This is a genomic window from Pedobacter hiemivivus (assembly GCF_005144565.1).
GTDB lineage: Bacteria > Bacteroidota > Bacteroidia > Sphingobacteriales > Sphingobacteriaceae > Pedobacter > Pedobacter hiemivivus.
The window spans coordinates 946,336-965,236 of record NZ_SWDX01000001.1; the positions used below are offsets into that span (position 1 = coordinate 946,336).

15 protein-coding genes and 1 tRNA gene are annotated in these 18,901 nt (G+C 38.6%); 8 read left to right on the forward strand and 8 right to left on the reverse strand.

What is annotated here, in order from left to right; translation table 11 throughout:
• Positions 1-160 precede the first annotated feature (160 nt).
• The 6 genes from FBD94_RS03655 to purL form a co-directional block, all read right to left on the reverse strand.
• Positions 161-1,075, reverse strand: a complete 915-nt coding sequence (locus FBD94_RS03655) for a hypothetical protein (RefSeq protein WP_136879095.1) — start codon at positions 1,073-1,075, stop codon at positions 161-163.
• Positions 1,065-3,491: a DUF2339 domain-containing protein gene (locus FBD94_RS03660; protein ID WP_136879097.1), complete on the reverse strand. Its 2,427-nt coding sequence runs from the start codon at positions 3,489-3,491 to the stop codon at positions 1,065-1,067. Before FBD94_RS03660 ends, FBD94_RS03655 begins: the two co-directional genes overlap by 11 nt.
• A 56-nt stretch (positions 3,492-3,547) precedes the next feature.
• A complete protein-coding gene (locus FBD94_RS03665) occupies positions 3,548-4,279 on the reverse strand; it encodes a head GIN domain-containing protein (protein ID WP_136879098.1) in 732 nt (243 codons plus the stop codon).
• A gap of 120 nt (positions 4,280-4,399) precedes the next feature.
• Positions 4,400-4,642: a hypothetical protein gene (locus FBD94_RS03670; protein WP_131609786.1), complete on the reverse strand. Its 243-nt coding sequence runs from the start codon at positions 4,640-4,642 to the stop codon at positions 4,400-4,402.
• A gap of 126 nt (positions 4,643-4,768) precedes the next feature.
• Positions 4,769-5,731, reverse strand: coding sequence for a glycoside hydrolase family protein (locus FBD94_RS03675; protein ID WP_136879100.1), 963 nt, complete (start codon positions 5,729-5,731; stop codon positions 4,769-4,771).
• A 107-nt stretch (positions 5,732-5,838) separates the two neighbouring features.
• Positions 5,839-9,507, reverse strand: coding sequence for a phosphoribosylformylglycinamidine synthase (gene purL, locus FBD94_RS03680; RefSeq protein ID WP_136879101.1), 3,669 nt, complete (start codon positions 9,505-9,507; stop codon positions 5,839-5,841).
• A gap of 218 nt (positions 9,508-9,725) precedes the next feature.
• On the opposite strand from purL, the gene FBD94_RS03685 reads away from it, so the two are divergent.
• From FBD94_RS03685 to fbp, 3 genes are read left to right on the forward strand one after another with little or no spacing between them, the layout of a single operon-like run.
• Positions 9,726-10,376 carry a tRNA1(Val) (adenine(37)-N6)-methyltransferase gene (locus FBD94_RS03685; RefSeq protein ID WP_235884362.1) on the forward strand — a complete coding sequence of 217 codons (651 nt, stop codon included), beginning with the start codon at positions 9,726-9,728 and terminating at the stop codon, positions 10,374-10,376.
• A 6-nt stretch (positions 10,377-10,382) separates the two neighbouring features.
• Positions 10,383-10,874 carry a metallophosphoesterase family protein gene (locus FBD94_RS03690; protein ID WP_136879104.1) on the forward strand — a complete coding sequence of 164 codons (492 nt, stop codon included), beginning with the start codon at positions 10,383-10,385 and terminating at the stop codon, positions 10,872-10,874.
• Positions 10,875-10,895: 21 nt separating this feature from the next.
• Positions 10,896-11,981, forward strand: a complete 1,086-nt coding sequence (fbp, locus tag FBD94_RS03695; RefSeq protein WP_131609790.1) for a class 1 fructose-bisphosphatase — start codon at positions 10,896-10,898, stop codon at positions 11,979-11,981.
• Between the two features lie 93 nt (positions 11,982-12,074).
• Here fbp and rnhA read toward each other — a convergent pair whose 3' ends face one another.
• A complete protein-coding gene (gene rnhA / locus FBD94_RS03700) occupies positions 12,075-12,548 on the reverse strand; it encodes a ribonuclease HI (protein ID WP_136879105.1) in 474 nt (157 codons plus the stop codon).
• Positions 12,549-12,725: 177 nt separating this feature from the next.
• Between rnhA and FBD94_RS03705 the strand changes: the two genes are divergently transcribed.
• A tRNA-His gene (locus FBD94_RS03705) sits at positions 12,726-12,801 on the forward strand.
• A gap of 111 nt (positions 12,802-12,912) precedes the next feature.
• Here FBD94_RS03705 and FBD94_RS03710 read toward each other — a convergent pair.
• Positions 12,913-13,179: a hypothetical protein gene (locus FBD94_RS03710; RefSeq protein ID WP_136879107.1), complete on the reverse strand. Its 267-nt coding sequence runs from the start codon at positions 13,177-13,179 to the stop codon at positions 12,913-12,915.
• Between FBD94_RS03710 and FBD94_RS26620 the strand changes: the two genes are divergently transcribed.
• From FBD94_RS26620 to FBD94_RS03725, 4 genes are all read left to right on the forward strand, one after another.
• Complete coding sequence (locus tag FBD94_RS26620; protein WP_449415941.1) at positions 13,069-13,326, forward strand: ISAon1 family transposase N-terminal region protein; 258 nt, start codon at positions 13,069-13,071, stop codon at positions 13,324-13,326. The genes FBD94_RS03710 and FBD94_RS26620 overlap by 111 nt on opposite strands.
• A gap of 119 nt (positions 13,327-13,445) precedes the next feature.
• Positions 13,446-14,027, forward strand: a complete 582-nt coding sequence (locus tag FBD94_RS03715) for an RNA polymerase sigma factor (RefSeq protein WP_136879109.1) — start codon at positions 13,446-13,448, stop codon at positions 14,025-14,027.
• Between the two features lie 79 nt (positions 14,028-14,106).
• Positions 14,107-15,213 (forward strand): FecR family protein, encoded by a 1,107-nt coding sequence (locus FBD94_RS03720; RefSeq protein WP_136879111.1) that lies wholly within the window; start codon positions 14,107-14,109, stop codon positions 15,211-15,213.
• Between the two features lie 315 nt (positions 15,214-15,528).
• The gene (locus FBD94_RS03725; protein ID WP_169472202.1) at positions 15,529-18,891 is read left to right on the forward strand and encodes a SusC/RagA family TonB-linked outer membrane protein; all 3,363 of its coding nucleotides are present in this window, start codon (positions 15,529-15,531) and stop codon (positions 18,889-18,891) included.
• Positions 18,892-18,901 lie beyond the last annotated feature (10 nt).

Here is an 18,901-nt window from a genome sequence, read left to right on the forward strand (position 1 = left end):
TTTTTATTGATTGTTTTCAATAAATTGTTTGTAAAAATACGAATGTTGGCAATTATTCAAAGATATTATTGTTGATTTTTGTGTTTTGGTGATGAAATAGCGTTGATATTTGCAATTTTTACGAAAATGATAATTTTAGGGGGTTGTTTTAACGCTTTTGTTAATTGCCTTGTTTTTTTGATTGCATTTCTCTGACCATATAGTAAGATAAATAGCCAAGAAATACAATTAACAGCACTATTGCTCCCCACATCCAGCTCTTTTTGACCAAGCCAGACTCCTTATCCAAGGCTTCGTTGGTGTTCTTTTCAAAATTAAGTACAGCTACGGAAGGGATGGTGTTACTGATGCTATCTTTAAAATAGCTCAGGTCGTACTTCGGCGCCTCCATGTTTAACTGCCCTGTTTTAATCACATATTGCTTATCTTTTTCAAGATAGGCAATCAACTCCATATTTTTTTGATAAGCCTCAATATTTTTTATCAACAAAGGTGAACTATCTTCATTTTCTATGATCAGAAACAGTTGTTTGTACCTGTTTTCTCCATAAAGATCAATTGTCGGCTGTTTTTCGGAGGAAATTATAATGTTTGTAAGCTTGTCTTCAGAATAGTGCCTTCTTTTCTGATTTACAAGAGGATTTTTTTCTGATATCCATGTTGTTCTTCTGTAATATTGGAAACCTTCCAGGTTTAATTTTAATTTATCTATTTGGTAGGGTACTTTGAAAGTAATAGAAACGATTGTACGTTTATTTTCTTTATCTTCTGTGGTTGTTACAGATGGTGCAGGTATATTGGTATAATGCTCGAGCTTTAATGCAGAAGTATCCAATAAATAGATATTATCAGGCAATTGCCTAAGCAAGTAGGCGATCTCTTTCTGTTTTTCAAAGATCCTGATGTCAGAGAGATCTTTATTTGCAGTTTTTGAAATGATTTCCGGTGTAAGTGCTATTTTATAAAATCCATTAACACTTACCCGATCCAGGTTACCATTCCATTTAAAAGATTGCGCAGAGGTAACTGTCCAGTTCAGCAAAAATAAAGCACAGACGAAAAACTTAAATTTCATTATGCTCAGTTTCTTTTTTATCACTCGTAAGCAGCAGGTTTTTTAAACGCTGATACATAAATGAAATGACCAGTAATAATATTCCCAGAGAAATGAAGGCTGCGATTTTTCCACCTTCAGATAGTCCTCTTAAATCAAAAATGAATAATTTAAGTAAGGTGACGGCCAATATGGAGATGGATATGATCCGGATGTTTTTAGATTTCCATTTCATACCTATATATATACATAGTAATGCAAAACAGCCCCATAAAATGGCAAATCCGGATTTGTGATTGTTATTTAGAATCATCGCCATAGATTTTTCTTTTGAATATTGAGACATTACCATCAAATGATCCAATTCGGCGCTGGCAACATAAAGCACCATAAAGGCAATAAACCATTGCAGGGCAACCAGGCCGTTGATAGAATTTATACTCTTTTCATTCTTATAAAGTGTATAGAGCGTGGCAGCGATTAAAGCAACCAGCAAATAATGGAAAAGATAAGTGCTCAAACTGATGTTTTGTAAATCCAGGTATCCGTTTCGTAATGAAATGGTTTCTGGATTCAATAAGAACGGGAAGCAAAGTAGTGATACGATTCCGATAGCTGCAACAAGGTATTTGAACTCTTCTGTTTCTGTGCTGCGGATAGAAATGAGTAGGATCGTAATGAACAAGTAACTGAAGCAACCTAATGCAAGTATTCTTAATAGAGGGAAATAAATGTGGGCCTGATAATTCAATTCTAAAGCGATAACTACATAGCTGATGATGATTACAGCGATGGCTAAAATGGTTCTGGAAGTCTTGATTTCCCGGAAAAGTATTGATTTGATTTCGGACTTAAGGAGTTTTGAATACAATATCAGCGCACAAATAACCCCTAAGCCGGTAATAAATCCCTTGTTAGCCAAAGGTGTAAGTCGGTTGTTTGTTGTGTACAAATTGCTTCCGTAAACTTGTTGCCAGTCCATAGCCAGACTGATCCCCAGTAAAACCAAAATGATAAGAGATGCTTGTTTAATGAGGGTAATGCCAGATTTTTGTGATAACCATAGTAGTAATACACTCTCTGCGGCCCAAAATAAGGTGATGTGGTTACCTTTTAATTGCACGGGGGCGGCCAGACTGATAAAAGTAAGCACCAATCCGATGAGCAGGTAAATCAGATTTCTGTCTATTTTATCATTTTTATATAATGCATAAGCAAATGCTAAGTTTACAAGTCCTAATAATGCTGTAAAGAGTCCTTGATAGTCTCCATTTGAAAGGTTGCTCAGGATCAGCATGCCTGCTGAATAATACAGGAAGGTGTTGCTCAGCAGAATTCCAATTTCAAGCGCGTTAAAATCTGTTTTTTCTTTGATGTTGTTAATGATATTCATCAGCAGGAATACCAGGTAAAATAACGATGCGAATAGGAGTGCGCCTAAAAATGGTGCAGCAGGCCTGTGTGGATCCATCAATACTTTGGTGGTTAGCCAGCCGCCAAATAGGATAATTGTAAACGCATAACAGATGATATTGATGATAGCCCATTTTTTGTAATAAGCCAATACCAGCATTCCAATATTTAAGATCAGCAGGTAGGTGAAAAGTACAATGTAATTGCCTTCGCCGGTACTCACCATAAAAGGGGCACCAAAGCCTCCAAGGATGGCAAAAATGGCAAGTTCTTTACGATCGTAACTGAGCGAGAGTAATACCGTAAATACTGTAATCAGTATGGTAAGGATAAAGGCTACCGTTTGGCTAAACAATTGATATTGATGAAAGCCTATGGTTACGGTAAAATATAGAATGGCTACACCACCACCTACCAGTACAGAGCTGAAGGTCGTAAACGATTTGCGGAGCCGATGGGCAAGTCCAACTAAAATACCACCACAAATGAAACCGATACTTACACGGCCAATCTCATTGATCCAATCTTTATCGATCGCATATTTCAGGAAAAAGCCCATGCCTAGCACAAGGATTACAATACCTATTTTGTTAAATAGGTTCTCTCCAATAAACTTTTCAAGATCCGGATTTCGTTCACTGAAAGAAGACGTTTTAATTGGTGGGGGAGAGAGGGGGGTCCGCTGAGGGAGTGGTTCAATCTCTACAACAGCAATCCTTTCGGGTTCAATGATTACAATTGGAGGTACTTCGATTTTCTCTTTTAGTGGTTCAGGAATGAAAGGTTTTATCACTTCTTGCTGAACGACTTGTTCTGCGGGTTTTTCTACAATAGGTTTTTCTCTGACAGGCTTTTCTGCGATAGGCTTTTCGCTAACTGTAGCGTTTTTATCGACCAGCTGAGATGATAGTTGCTCAATTTTAAGGTATAAAAAATCGAGTTTCTCGTTTAAATTCTTTTTTAATTGGAGAATAACAATTAGAAGTATAACAACGGAAATAAATACAATTGTTTCTAAAAACATAGAGGGCAGAAATTGGTTTCAATTTAAAGGTAATAAAAACCTAAACTAATTACCTTTTATTTCTTGCTTACTCCACCACTACCGAGAATTGTTTCTTTAACTTCGGCATCACCAGTATAATAGATATGTCCTGATCCGCTAATAAACGCATTTATTTTTGTGTTGGCCGTAATGTTAATTGTACCCTTTCCACTCATTCTTGCCGAAAGTTCATTTACAGAAAGTGCTTTATTGCCAAAGCTGCCCGGACCACTTAGCGTAACGCTTGCAGTAGCGGCTTTACCACTAATGTTTGCTGTTCCAGACCCACTAACAACTCCTGTAATCTTATCTGCTTGCACGTTGGCCTTAATTGTACCAGATCCACTTAGGGTAGCTGCGAAATCCGTAGTCGTAATTGTCCCGTTAACCGTAAGGTTACCATTACCGCTCATGGTTAAACTGCTAATCTGCTTAGCCGTAACATAGGCAATGATCTTTTTATTCTCGTATTTTCTGGCCCAACTAGTCCAGCTGGTTTGTGGCCTGATGATTAGGATATTACTTTTTACCTCGCCAACTAAAGTAGCAATAGCTTCTTTATCGCCTTCAAATCTTAAACTTTCTTTATCACCAAATTTAACGATCACCTCAATTGGGCCACCAGCCACTATGCCATTAAAATTTTTGACCTCTCGTTCATCAGAAGTCTGTGTAGTTTTATTTATGGCGGAAAGTGGAGCAGCCTGGATATTGTTAACCTGCGAAAATAAGAATGATGCTAAGAGGATAGTGAGTAATGATTTCATGCGCTTAATTGTAATTGTGCTTAAAATTAAAATGATATTAGGTACTTGTAGCTATAAGACGTATGATTTTGCAGAATGTTGCATGGGATTGGCGAAATAGGATCAATTTTTGAAAAAAAATTATTTGACCAGTACGCCATCATGGAGCAGAATACCGTCCCTAATGGCATTTAATAAGAAAAGATCAACCCTACAATCCAAGCTTTGTCTACAATGACTAGGATCCTCGTCATCTATTTCAATGGTGGCAACACGTACATGTTGCTCGTCAAAAATCTGATAGCACTCATTTTTGAGCGGCTTAATTGTGTACGAGTGGCCGAGACCTTGACTATCGGCTGCTTCGATATTAAATTTTTTCATGGCATAAAGATATTTTATATAGCTCTTAACAAATTGAATAACAGAATGTTCTGTTGTGTTTGTTTTTATTAAAAAAAAATATCTAATAAGATGAACGCGTTAGTAACGTAAAATAGATAGGATCAATTAAGGAATATAATTGGCAACATCCTGGGCAACAATCCATGATTTTTCCTTGCCATCGGCGGCTTGAGTAAGGCAGGAAGTGAAAAAGGCAGTAACCTGTGCTTTTTCATTTACATATACAAGAGGGCGCTCCCTTCTTCTAAAAGTTTGCGAACTCCCGTCATCGTAAAGAATCTTTTTAGTATAGACAGGTATTTTTGAAACCAGTTTGTAGCTTATGCCATCTTTTGAGGCATATTGAGCACCGCCTTTGTCAACTCCTGTAGCCTTTCCTCTAAAATCACTTAAAATCACATTATACTGTCCGGATGCCCACCATATTGTAGGATCTTCCAGTTGACAGGAATCAGGAAGTAAATTGTTGCCAGCGTTTAATAAACTATACTTTGCATCAAAGGTCGGAGCAGTATAAGCCTGTGCTACACGGATATTGTTGACTGATTTTCTGCCAAATACATAAATGCTGCCATCATTTTTAACTAGTGGAGCAGGGTTAGAAAAGGGCATAGCTAATTGATCTATTCTTGTCCATGGGCCTTCTATCGCTGGTGACGTTGCATAGCCAGTTTCGTTGGCTGATGAGATGTAGTATAAAACGTATTTATTGCCTGCCTTTACTATTTTAGGGTTGTGGGCTCGGTCGTTATCCCAAAATCCTTCTCTTTTCTGAATCACTACTTCTTGAAAAGTGTAAGGCCCAAGAAGGTCTTTTGAAGTTGCTCGCACAATTTCTGAATGTGTTGTCCAGCCGCCCAGTCCATATTGTTCTGGCCAACGTGAGGCAAACATATGGTACATATCATCGACTTTAATAATAGTAGGACACCAAAGGATATAGCCTTCCATTTTAAACCCAGTGTTTTTACTGGCAGGTTTTATCGCGGCTTCAATGGTTTGAGCATTCGAATTAAAACTAAAAGTGCTGCTTGCAAAGAGCAGGATGGCCATTAGGAATTTATGCATATAAAAAAAATTATTACTCAATTGATACTTTACGTGTTACAGTATCGTAATGCAATTGAGTAATAATTTGTAATTATTTAATGCGTTGTATTGGCTGTCTAATCAGCTTACTTGGCATTTTTCTCCACCCATTTACGGGCGTTTACAAATGCTTCCATCCATGGAGAAACTTCATCTTTACGACCTTGTGGGTAATTTGCCCAATGCCATTGGAATAATGAACGCTCAATATGCGGCATCATTACCAGGTGGCGACCAGACTCATCACACATCATGGCTGTATTGTAGTCAGATCCATTTGGACTAGCTGGATAGCTTTCGTAAGCATATTTAGCTACAATGCGGTATTTATCTTCTGCGTAAGGTAATTGGAAACGACCTTCACCATGTGAAACCCATACACCAAGCGTGCTGCCTGCTAATGTAGAAAGCATTACCGAATTGTTTTCCTGTAGGGTTAATGAGGTAAAGATACTCTCGTGTTTACCACTTTCATTGTGCAACATTTTTGGTTTCTCAGCATGATCTTTATTGATCAGTCCGAGCTCAACAAAAAGCTGGCAACCATTACAAACACCTACAGATAGGGTATCAGGACGGCTAAAGAAATTTTCTAAAGCTATTCTGGCTTTTTCATTGTACATAAATGCACCAGCCCAGCCTTTGGCTGATCCTAAAACATCAGAGTTAGAGAACCCACCTACAGCACCAATAAATTGGATGTCTTCAAGGTTTTCTCTTCCTGTGATTAAGTCAGTCATGTGTACATCTTTTACATCAAATCCCGCAAGGTACATGGCATTAGCTAATTCGCGTTCAGAGTTACTTCCTTTTTCGCGGATGATGGCAGCTTTTGGACGAGGCTTACTTTCGTCAATAGCAGGTTTCTTTCCATCGAATTGAGTCGGGAAGGCGTATTTTAATACATGGTTTTTATAGTTGTCAAAACGCTCTTTGGCTTTAACCGGTCCGCTTTGTTTTTTATCTAATAGATAAGAAGTTTTAAACCATACATCACGTAAGTGATCGATATCGAAGTTTAATGCGGTTGTATCACCATTTTTAATGGTTAAAGTAGCAGTGTTGCTAACTTCTCCAATTTTATGGAAAGTAATTCCATTTGCAGCAAGTGTAGCTTCAACAGCTGCATCCGCCTGGAATACGATACCTATGTTTTCCGCGAAAAGTAATTTAACGTTATCCTGTTCGCCTAAAGCAGACAAATCAATAGTTGCACCTAGCTCACGATCTGCAAAGCAAAGCTCTAGTAGTGTTGTAATTAAACCACCACTACCTACATCATGTCCAGCTTGTATTTGTTCTGCTGAAATTAATTGCTGAATCGTATTGAATGCATTTTTAAATTTGGCTGCATCTTTTACATCAGGAGTTTCGTTGCCAATTTTATTTAAAATCTGAGCGAATGAAGAACCACCTAATTTGTAAGTATCATTAGATAGGTTGATGTAATAGATTGAACCACCATTTTTTTGCAACACTGGTTCAACAACCTGAGTAATGTTATTACAGTTACCAGCAGCAGAGATGATCACTGTACCTGGAGCAATCACATCACCGTCTTTGTATTTCTGTTTCATCGACAGGGAATCTTTTCCTGTTGGGATATTGATTCCAAGACTGATTGCGAAATCAGAACATGCTTTTACAGCTTCGTATAACCTTGCATCTTCACCTTCATTTTTACAAGCCCACATCCAGTTGGCCGAAAGTGATACACTTTTCAATCCATCTTTCAATGGTGCCCAAACGATGTTGGAAAGAGATTCTGCAATCGCAATGCGGCTACCAGCGCCAGCATCGATCAAGGCAGAAAGCGGGGCGTGACCTACAGATGTAGCTACACCTTCTTTACCCTGGAAATCCAATGCCATCACACCACAGTTGTTTAGAGGCAATTGTAACGGTCCTGCACATTGTTGTTTGGCCACACGGCCACCCACACAACGGTCAACCTTATTCGTTAACCAGTCTTTTGAAGCCACTGCTTCCAACTGCAATACCTGTTCAAGGTATTCGTTCAGCAAGTTTGGATCATAAGTAACTGGTTGGTATTTTCTATCTATGGTTTTATCGTCCATAATTACCTTCGGAGAACTGCCGAACATATCTTTCAATTCCAGGTCCATAGGTTTAACACCTGTGGTTGCCGATTCGAAAGTAAAACGATGATCTCCTGTTACTGTACCTACCGTGTACATTGGAGAACGCTCGCGGTCTGCAATTTTTTGAAGGGTATCTATATCTTTTTGACCAATCACCAAGCCCATACGTTCTTGTGATTCGTTGCCAATGATTTCTTTTGAAGATAGGGTAGGGTCTCCTACTGGAAGTTTATCCAGATCTATCTTTCCACCGGTTTCTTCAACCAATTCCGAAAGACAGTTTAAGTGTCCACCTGCACCATGATCATGTATAGATATAATACTGTTGTGTTCACTCTCTACCATACCACGCACTGCGTTGGCAGCTCTTTTTTGCATTTCAGGGTTTGAACGTTGAATTGCATTTAATTCAATTCCAGAACCTAAAGCACCTGTATCGGCAGAGGATACTGCTGCACCACCCATACCAATTCTATAATTTTCTCCACCAAGGATAACGATTTTGTCGCCCGTTGATGGTTTATGTTTTTGTGCCTGACTAGCTTTTCCATAACCTACACCACCTGCAAGCATGATTACTTTATCGAATCCTAACTTACGTGAGCCTTCTTCGTGCTCAAAAGTTAATACTGATCCTGTGATTAGCGGCTGCCCGAATTTATTTCCAAAGTCAGTAGCGCCGTTAGAAGCTTTGATCAGAATGTCCATTGGTGTTTGGTATAACCAGGCTCTTTCTTCAACTCCTTTTTCCCAAGGGCGGTTTTCTTCTAATCTAGATAAGGCAGTCATATATACTGCAGTACCAGCTAGCGGTAATGAACCCTGTCCACCAGCCAACCGGTCTCTGATCTCACCACCAGATCCGGTAGCTGCACCATTAAACGGTTCAACTGTTGTTGGGAAGTTATGTGTTTCAGCTTTAATCGAGATTACAGATTCGAAATCACTTAAAGCATAATAATCAGGTATATCAGCACGTTTAGGAGCAAATTGTTGAACTTTTGGACCTTTAACAAAGGCTACGTTGTCTTTATATGCAGAAACAATATCATTAGGATTTTCTTCAGAAGTCTTACGGATCAGTTTGAACAGCGATGTAGGTTGCTCCACACCGTCGATTACAAATTTACCGTTAAAGATTTTATGACGGCAATGCTCAGAATTAACTTGTGAGAAGCCGAATACTTCTGAGTCAGTTAATGGTCTGCCCAATCTTCCAGCCAGTACATTTAAGTAATCTACTTCCTCATCGCTTAATGAAAGACCTTCCTGCTTGTTGTAAGCAGCAACATCAGTAATTTGAAGGATAGGCTCTGGTTGTATATTTATAGTATATATATCCTGATCAAGCTGATTGTATTTTTGAGAAAGCATTGGGTCGAAACCTGTAAAGTTTTCTTCTACTTTTTGAAATTCCTCAATACGGATAATGTCTTGAATATCCATGTTTTGAGTGATCTCTACGGCATTTGTGCTCCACGGTGTTACCATTGCAGCGCGCGGACCAACAAAAAAATCAGTCAATGTTGTTTCTTGCTGAAGTTTTGCGCCGCCAAACAGCCATTCTAGTTTTGTAATATCAGTTGTGGATAGGTCTCGTTCTATTTGTAAAGCGAAAACCGTATTGGATGGGCTTAAGAAGAAATAAATCATGCTTTTTTTTTGAAGATGCAAATTTAGCGTTAAAATTTTAAAACAGTGTGATCGTGTGTAATATATCATTCATTTTATTGCAGTATCTACCTGTTTTGTTAGATTTCTTTAGCTTTGCGATAATCTTTTAGAGAATACGACCAATTATACGACCGCAGAAATCCATGGGGAATGTTTTTAAGTTTAAACAATTTGAAGTAAACCAGTCTGGCTGTGCTATGAAAATTAATACCGATGGCGTATTGCTTGGCGCCATTGCCGCGCAAGAGGATGCTAAGTATATTTTAGATATTGGAACAGGAACAGGGGTGATTGCGATGATGCTGGCGCAGCGTTTTAAAAATACTCAGGTTGACGCGGTAGAAATTGACGAACAGGCAGCGCTTGCTGCTGAAGGTAATTTTAACAACTCAGACTTTGCTGCCAACTGCAATGCGCATCACAATGATATTTCTGCTTTTCAAACTGACCGAAAATATGATCTTGTGGTTTCAAATCCACCATATTTTGTGAATGACCTCAAAAACCAGGAGCACAGAAAAGGAATTGCCAGACACGCAGGTTCGAACTTGTTTGAGTCTATGGTGGAGCGTGTTGCGGAGTTGATGGATAAATCGGGAAGTTTCTGGTTTATTTTGCCGGTAAAGCAAGCGGAGTATATGGTTAAGATCGCTTCGACTTATGGTTTGTCCCCATCTATAGTGATTCATCTCCATTCAGATGACAGTAAGCCTGAGTTCAGGTGGATCGTTTGTCTTGATTATGCGGGTAAGATAACCTTGCATCAAAATTTAAACATTTATGAAACAGAAGGTGTTTATACAGTTGCTTATAGGCAACTGTTAAAAGACTTTTTTCTTGCTTTTTAATCGATTATGAGGAAAATAGGATTGATGTCGGATACGCACGGCTTTTTAGATGATGCCGTTTTTAAACACTTTGATGATTGTGATGAGATTTGGCACGCGGGTGATTTTGGACCTGATGTAGCGGAGCGACTGGCAGCCTTTAAACCTTTAAGGGGTGTTTATGGAAATATTGACGATAAAGAGATTCGTTCAGTGTACCCGGAGCACCTTCGTTTTAATTGCGAAAATGTAGATGTATGGATGACACATATTGGTGGATATCCGGGTAGGTATGCTCCGCAGGTAAAAAGTGAAATTTACACTAAGCCTCCGATGTTGTTCATCTGCGGACATTCCCATATCTTGAAGGTGATGTATGACAAGAAAATAAATTGTTTGCACATAAATCCCGGTGCAGCTGGTAATTCAGGCTGGCACAGAATAAAAACTTTGATTAGATTTTGTATTTCGGAAGAAAAAATACATACCTTAGCCGCCATAGAAATAGGGAATAGATAACGTATTAAATACACTAAGTATATGGCAGGTATAAAAACACTTGGTCAATTCATAATCGAGAAACAGGCTGATTTCTCTTATGCAAAAGGAGAGCTTTCCAGACTGCTGAGGGACATCGGGATTGCTGCTAAAATAGTGAACCGCGAGGTGAACAAAGCTGGTTTGGTAGACATCTTAGGTTCAGCGGGGACGGTGAATATACAGGGTGAAGGACAGCAAAAATTAGATGTATTTGCCAATACGCAGTTCATCAGTGCACTTACGAGTGGTGGTGAATGCTGTATTGTAGCTACAGAAGAAGAGGATGATTTTGTGCCTATTGATTCTCCGGTCTCAAAAAATGCCAAGTATATTGTTTGTATTGATCCATTGGATGGTTCTTCAAATATCGATGTAAACGTTGCTGTTGGAACGATCTTCTCTATTTATAGAAGAAAATCTACTGAGGGAATGGCAACATTATCCGATGTATTGCAAAAAGGTACTCAGCAGGTTGCTGCGGGCTATGTGATTTACGGATCATCTACTATGATGGTATATACTACAGGAAAAGGAGTTAACGGCTTTACTTTAGATCCTTCTATTGGTGAGTTTTGCTTATCGCACCCGAATTTAAAAATACCTGAGACTGGAAATATCTATTCTATCAATGAAGGTAACTATGTTCACTTTCCAGAGGGGGTGAAGAAATACATTAAATATGCTCAGGTTGAAGATAAAGCTACTAACCGTCCTTATACTTCAAGGTATATTGGTTCTATGGTAGGTGATATTCACAGAAACCTGATCAAAGGTGGGATTTATATTTATCCAACTACTTCTAGTTCTCCAAATGGTAAGTTGAGATTACTTTACGAATGTAATCCAATGGCTTTTATTGTTGAGCAGGCTGGGGGCGTAGCTTCTGATGGATTTAACAGAATATTAGAAATTGAACCTACAGAATTGCACCAGCGTACTTCTATCTTTATTGGATCTTCTCAAATGGTTAAGGTTGCAGAAGATTTGATGGTACAGTACTCTGCGGATAAAAACAATGCGGCAGTTAATGGAAGCGCTGTGAAGGTTAATGTAGAATCGCTGAATGTAAATGGCAGTGCTAAGTAAATAGATTTATAGTAATTAGTTGAAAGGCCTTATCATTTTCAATGATAAGGCCTTTTATATTATCGTGTGCGGAAGAAGGGAACAAACCCTTTATTAAAGCAATGAAGGATTGTTTCTTTCTGCTTCAAATTCTACATCAATAGTTTGTGCTGCTTTGTTTTTGGAGGCTGCTACAGCAAGTTGATCACAGCGTTCATTTTCTGAATGATTGTTATGTCCTTTAACCCAAACAAATTTAACGTCATGTAATTTATATACGTTTAAAAAACGCATCCAAAGGTCTTTGTTCTTTTTTCCTTTGAAGCCCGTCTTTAACCATCCAAATACCCATTTTTTTTCAACAGAATCAATTACATACTTGGAATCTGAAAATACAGTGACTTGCTGTCCTGGCGTTTTTAAAGCTTGTAGTGCTACAATCACAGCTAGTAGTTCCATTCTGTTATTGGTAGTCATCCTAAAGCCTGCACTCAACTCTTTATAGTGTTGCCCTGCTCTTAAAATTACGCCATAACCACCTGGTCCGGGGTTTCCACTTGCTGCTCCGTCTGTATATACTTCAATCATATTTGAAACAAATCTACCTTTTTAAGCCTTAAAAGCAATTTATAGGCGGTAATTAATATTTTTGTAAAAAATAAAATAGCTGAAATATAATTGGTTAAGAAAAATGTTGAGTATAATCTTTAAAAATATTTGAATAAAATGTTTTTAATCGTACTTTTGTGACACTGAAAAAAACATGGTGGTTTTAGCTCAGTTGGTTAGAGCATCGGTTTGTGGTACCGAGGGTCGTGGGTTCGAGCCCCATATTCCACCCCGTGCGGGGCAAAAGATTTTTAACAGTCTTTTGCCCCTTTTTTTTGCTCTCTAATTTCTTGTTTATCAAGAAGAGGATCAAGGATCAATCCCAAAACTTGTGGAGCAGTGGTTAAAAATATAGCTTTGCATTTTTATACCACTTTATACTTATGCCATCAGCTACCGCATCTTTGCTAAGATTATTTCTGCCAGATTTTATACTAGAGAATTTTGAATTCAAAGGTGTTATTGAAGATAGTGAAACCTTCATATCGAACTTGAAGAATTGAATAATCCTGCTTCGGAATGGGATGGTATCAAAGTTTCGTCCAAAGGCTTTTTCACCCAGATCGTGATTCAAGACTTTCCTATCCGCGGGCATAACGTGTTTTTCCATATCCGTAGACGCAGATGGCTTAATGCCGAGAATCAAAATGTGATTTACAGGAGTTGGACTTTAGTATTTAGTAGCCAAAGGAACGCGAATGACAGGAGATTTCGCTGCTTTTTTAAAAGAAGTTCGATAATTCCAGAAATAAAGTGACAAGCTATAGCAGAACGAGACACAGTTATCATTAAACAAATATTTTTCTGTAATATTGGCTAGGATTTAGGCGCAAACAAACAAAATATTTCAAAAAATAGATTTTTTCAAAATTAAAGATGGAATTATACGGTAAACTATCCGATCCTGATCTAATAACCCTAATAAAGGCAGGTGATGATGCTGCGTTTACTGAAATTTATAACAGATATTGGGGCATTTTATATAGCCATGCCCGCAGAATGCTTCATAACGATGAAGAAGCCGAAGATATTATCCAAGAGATATTTGTTTCATTTCTTAAAAAAGTCAATGTCCTAGAATTAAAGAACAATCTTTCAGGATACCTTTACCAATCAGTTCGCAATATGATCTATAATTTCATTGAACGTGATAAAAATAAAGAAAAATACATGGAGTCCCTTGAACAATTTATTGAACAAGGTGAATATCAAGCCGACTACCTGATTCGTGAGAAACAATTCAGAGGGCTTATAGAAAATGAAATTGCCAGTTTACCTGAATCTATGCGGAAAATATTTGAACTAAGTAGGAATTCCCACCTTAGCTATTTGGAAATTGCTGATCAACTCGGTGTTACAGAAGGCGTTGTTAGGAACAACATTAGCAGGGCATTGAAAATATTAAAGAGTAAATTGGGAGCAACTGTCTTATTTTATCTATTTATAAACAGCTTATAGATAGATGTTTGAAAAAAAAATATTCTTTTTTTGAGAGTCGAACCATAGTTAACTGTCTTTACTATATTATACCCATTATATGGATACATCTAGAGCAAAGACCCTTTATCATAAATTTCTTAATGGAACTGCAACGGAGGCAGAAAAAGCAATCGTAGAAAGCTGGTATCTTCATATGGCTTCTAATACTGCTGGCCCAAAGCACGATCGGGACTATGAGGCCATCAGATTGAGAATCTTAACGAAAGTAAGGGTACAATCGCCAGTAAATAAATTGGTTAAATTTTGGAAACCTTTTTTGACTTCTGCAGCTGTTCTTATGGTAGCCTTTATCGGCTATCTTTTATTCAACGACAAGACAAAGGATGCACAGCAATTAGTCAGTGAAATTCACCCAGGCAGAAAGGTGGCAACCCTAACTTTAGCAAATGGAAGAAAAATCGCACTTAATGATGCCATAAAAGGTGAAGTTGCTATCGAGTCGGGTGTAAGCATTACAAAGGATAGCGGTGGGCGTTTGGTCTACACGATTACCGAGCAACATACCTCAGAAGACAATCTCAACACTTTAAGCACTGCAAGAGGGGAAACCTTTCAGGTTCGTCTTCCTGATGGATCCGGAGTATGGTTAAATGCTGCATCAAGTCTTACTTATTCATCTTCACTAACTGATAAATTTGGAAAACGAAGTGTAAAGCTGACCGGTGAGGGCTATTTTGAAATTTCAAAGGATAAAAAGCATCCGTTTGTGGTGGAAAGCCAGGGGAATCGAATAGAAGTACTTGGGACACACTTTAATGTGAATGCTTATCATGATGAACCTGCAATGAAGACCACCTTATTGGAGGGCTCTGTTATAATCAATGACCGTACAACCCTTAGGCCCGATGAACAAGCTATTATTACAAATGGAGAGATTAAGGTAATACCGGTGATAGCCGAGACTTACACTGACTGGAAGGGAGATGCCTTTAATTTCCGCAAAGAAGAATTGGAATCCATTATGCGAAAAGTATCACGCTGGTATGATGTAACCGTTGAATATAAGGGCGTTGTTGACCGAGGAGAAACTTTCACTGGTTACATCTCAAGAGACGCCGATGTCTCAAAGGTTCTCCAAACACTTTCAAAAATTAGCAAATTAAAATTTCATTTGGATAAGAAAAAGATTATAGTGTCCAAATAATCCTGAATCGTCAGGAAGCCTAACCAACTTCTCAAATATAAAAATTAATCAACTTAAACACACCAAACATGATGAAAAGACCTTTTTATAAAGGTGGGCCGTAATCTTAAGCTTAATCTGAGTGCATGGCAGGGACTTGCCTTGTAAAGTAAACCAGGAGTGCTGCAAACACCCCTGGTTGAAAGTTCAGGTTATTACGAACACCAATTCAGAAAAATCAATTTTACAATTCAACCTAAACAGAACTAAAGTATGAAAATTTGTACTAAGAATCCGTATTGGCACTGCCAATACGTTAAAAAACTCCTGCTGGTCATGAAAATTACCGGAATCCTAGTATTTATAGCAATTATGCAAGTTAATGCAAGCAGCTTTGCGCAACGCATTACGCTATCACAAAAAAACATTACCCTTGATGAGTTTTTCAGAGAGGTAAAGAAACAAACGGGGTATAACATTTCTTATTCCGATAAGGTTATATACGATGCCAAAAAAGTCAATGTTGACTTTAAGGCAATTCCGCTTGACCAGGCAATCACAACAGTGCTTGACAACCGATATTTAGCATTCGAGATCAGTGGTAAAGATATTACCATCTTGCCAAGTAAATCTGTGTTCCTTGATCAGATCGCAAGAAATCTTAAAAACATGAATGTTTCTGGAAAGGTTTATAATTTTCAGGGAGAAATGCTTGTAGGCGCGACAATTTCCCTCAAAAATGGAAAAAAATCTACTATGACAAATCAGTATGGCGATTTTACCCTTAATGATGTGGATGAAAATGGAACTCTGGTTATATCCTATCTTGGATATACCACCAAAGAAATTCAAATTAAGTCCAAAGCATATGTTGGGGATATCATGCTTGAACTAAGTGATTCTAAATTGGATGAAGTACAGGTTATCGCTTACGGAAAGACTACTCAACGCTACAACATCGGATCTGTAGCAACGGTGACAGCAAAAGACATTCAACAACAACCTGTTACAAACGTACTCCTAGCGCTTCAAGGCCGGGTACCAGGCCTCGTTGTAACGAATTCAAATGGAGCACCAGGGGCTATGGTAACAACTCAGATCAGGGGTCAGAATTCTCTTGCAAATAGTCAAAACTCAAATATGAGCCTTGCCACTTTTAATCAGCCACTATATATCATTGATGGTGTTCCCATGTCTACTCAGAACAATAGAGTTATTACGCCCCCAGGCCTTGCCTCCAGTTCAGCTGCAAGTTATTGGAGAAATTACACTGGACTTAGTCCTTTAAACAGCATAAACCCCAACGATATTGAAAGCATTTCTGTACTTAAAGATGCAGATGCTACATCTATTTATGGTTCCCAGGGAAGTAATGGTGTTATCCTAATTACTACAAAAAGAGGTCAGTCAGGAAAAACACACTTCAATGTTGCCCTAAATTCTGGACCGACTGCCGCAACCCGTACTCCTCAGATGATGAATACGCAACAGTATATTGAAATGCGCCAGGAGGCACTGAGAAACAGCGGTCTTACTGCTAATCCGGCGTTAGATGCAGATGTGCTACTTTTTGACCAAACAAAGTACAAAAACTGGATGGACGAATTCTATGGTGGAGTTGGTCATCATACCGATTTCCACTCCAGCTTAAGTGGGGGAACCAGCAATACAAACTACTTGGTAAGTGGGGGTTATACACATGAAAGCTATAATTTTCCTGGGGATTTTGCGGATAACCGACTGTCGTTACACAGCTCATTTAACCACAAAACTGCAGATAACCGGTTTACTCTTGATTTTGGTACAGACTACTCCTATGATGCCAACAATTCTACAGGAGCCCCTGACCTATTATCAGCGTTTACACTTCCCCCCAACTATCCTGATATGGTGGATGCGTCAGGCAATTTAGTGTGGTCTTACAAAGGAGTTCCTCTTTCCAATACACAAGGGTATCTGAAACAGATTTCTGACGCTAAGATATACAATCTTAATTCGCATCTAATGGCGACTTATGAGATCATCACTGGTTTAAGACTTGGGGTATCAGCAGGCTACAGTAGGCAAAATGTTGAAGGCTATTCTGCAACACCAATTATTTCTCAAAATCCTGCGTCAGGCATGCTGGGATCAGCGTTATTTAACACAAATTATAGCGAAACGTTAAATTTGGAACCACAGCTTACCTTCGTAAAACAATTAAGTAAGGGCGTACTGAATGTGGTGGCCGGTGGAACCTATCGTAAAAACAAACTATCCAACCTGGATGTATCTGCATTTAATTATTCTAATGATGCTTTACTAGGCTCAATAGGTAGTGCAGGTGCCAGTTATGCTACAAACAGTTCAAGTATTTATAAGTACATTGCTGCTTTTGGTAGAATCAATTATGTATGGGACAATAAATACATTGTTAATTTAACAGGAAACAGGAATGGATCCAGTAATTTTGGTCCCGACCGTCGCTTTGGCAATTTTGGATCCGCAGGCGCAGGATGGATCTTTAGCAACGAATCATTTGCAAAAGCACTATCTCCAGTCTTGAGTTTTGGAAAACTAAGCGCCAATTATGGCACCAGTGGTACCGATGGTGTACAACCCTATATGTATCAGCCAAATTGGGGGCCTTCTAATGTCTATGGAGGATACCAGGGGATTCCTGGTTATGCCCCGATTAACCCGCTTAACCCAATATACGCCTGGGCCACCAATAAAAAGTTGAATTTTCAGCTCGACCTTGGTTTCTTGCAGGACAGACTTGTTTTTAGTGCAACTTCATATAAAAACAAAACGGATAATCAACTGGTATCATACCTTCAACCAATCCAGACTGGTTTTTCAAGTATAACGGCCAATGCCCCTTATACTGTAGAAAACAAAGGTTTGGAGTTTAGTCTAACTTCAAAAAACTTCTCGAGAAAGGATTTCCAGTGGGCCACAGCTTTCAATATTTCGTTCAACAAAAATAAGCTAACAAAATTTGATGACCTAAACAATTCACCATATGCAGATATTTATGTTGTTGGTCAACCAGTAAATATATTTATGCTCATTCCTTATGAAGGTGTGGATCCAAATACAGGTATCTTCCAATATCGCAAGGCAGATGGAACACTAACAAATACGCCATACAACGCAACTGGTGTTAACGGTAGACCAGGCGACAGGACAGTTCTTATGGACCTGAATCCCAAATTTACTGGTGGTTTAAACAATCAGTTTAGTTACAAAGGAATCAGTCTGACACTTTTCTTCCAGTTTGCAAAGCAAAAAGGAGAAAGTTATCTGTATTCTATTTACAATAATGGTGGCCAGATTCCAGGCAAACCGAATACAAATTTGCCGGTACAGTTTTTAGACAGATGGCAAAAGGTAGGCGATAATGCTTCCATTCAGCGTCTAATTTCGAGTGAGGGCAATGCCATTGACCGGAAAACAGCAGTGGCAGCAAGAGCATTTTCATATTCTACGGGTGCCTATACAGATGCTTCGTATATACGACTTAAAACTGTTTCATTATCCTATAACATACCAGCTTCCATGGCTAAGAAGGTATTCCTGGGATCCGCAAATATTTTCGTCAATGCGCAAAATCTGCTTACTATAACGGGCTACAAAGTGGGCGACCCTGAAACACAGAATTTGTACAGTATTCCAGCACAACGGACAATCGTTGCAGGTGTAAACTTAAATTTTTAAATCATCGGAC

What these genes read in the sequence shown, in the direction of transcription:
- FBD94_RS03665 (WP_136879098.1), bottom strand. Translation starts at nt 4,279, where the DNA reads ATGAAATCATTACTCACTATCCTCTTAGCATCATTCTTATTTTCGCAG.
- FBD94_RS03675 (WP_136879100.1), bottom strand. Translation starts at nt 5,731, where the DNA reads ATGCATAAATTCCTAATGGCCATCCTGCTCTTTGCAAGCAGCACTTTT.
- FBD94_RS03655 (WP_136879095.1), bottom strand. Translation starts at nt 1,075, where the DNA reads ATGAAATTTAAGTTTTTCGTCTGTGCTTTATTTTTGCTGAACTGGACA.
- FBD94_RS03725 (WP_169472202.1), top strand. Translation starts at nt 15,529, where the DNA reads ATGAAAATTACCGGAATCCTAGTATTTATAGCAATTATGCAAGTTAAT.
- rnhA (WP_136879105.1), bottom strand. Translation starts at nt 12,548, where the DNA reads ATGATTGAAGTATATACAGACGGAGCAGCAAGTGGAAACCCCGGACCA.
- FBD94_RS03670 (WP_131609786.1), bottom strand. Translation starts at nt 4,642, where the DNA reads ATGAAAAAATTTAATATCGAAGCAGCCGATAGTCAAGGTCTCGGCCAC.
- FBD94_RS03660 (WP_136879097.1), bottom strand. Translation starts at nt 3,491, where the DNA reads ATGTTTTTAGAAACAATTGTATTTATTTCCGTTGTTATACTTCTAATT.
- FBD94_RS03710 (WP_136879107.1), bottom strand. Translation starts at nt 13,179, where the DNA reads ATGGAAAAACACGTTATGCCCGCGGATAGGAAAGTCTTGAATCACGAT.
- FBD94_RS03690 (WP_136879104.1), top strand. Translation starts at nt 10,383, where the DNA reads ATGAGGAAAATAGGATTGATGTCGGATACGCACGGCTTTTTAGATGAT.
- FBD94_RS03715 (WP_136879109.1), top strand. Translation starts at nt 13,446, where the DNA reads ATGGAATTATACGGTAAACTATCCGATCCTGATCTAATAACCCTAATA.
- fbp (WP_131609790.1), top strand. Translation starts at nt 10,896, where the DNA reads ATGGCAGGTATAAAAACACTTGGTCAATTCATAATCGAGAAACAGGCT.
- FBD94_RS03685 (WP_235884362.1), top strand. Translation starts at nt 9,726, where the DNA reads ATGAAAATTAATACCGATGGCGTATTGCTTGGCGCCATTGCCGCGCAA.
- purL (WP_136879101.1), bottom strand. Translation starts at nt 9,507, where the DNA reads ATGATTTATTTCTTCTTAAGCCCATCCAATACGGTTTTCGCTTTACAA.
- FBD94_RS03720 (WP_136879111.1), top strand. Translation starts at nt 14,107, where the DNA reads ATGGATACATCTAGAGCAAAGACCCTTTATCATAAATTTCTTAATGGA.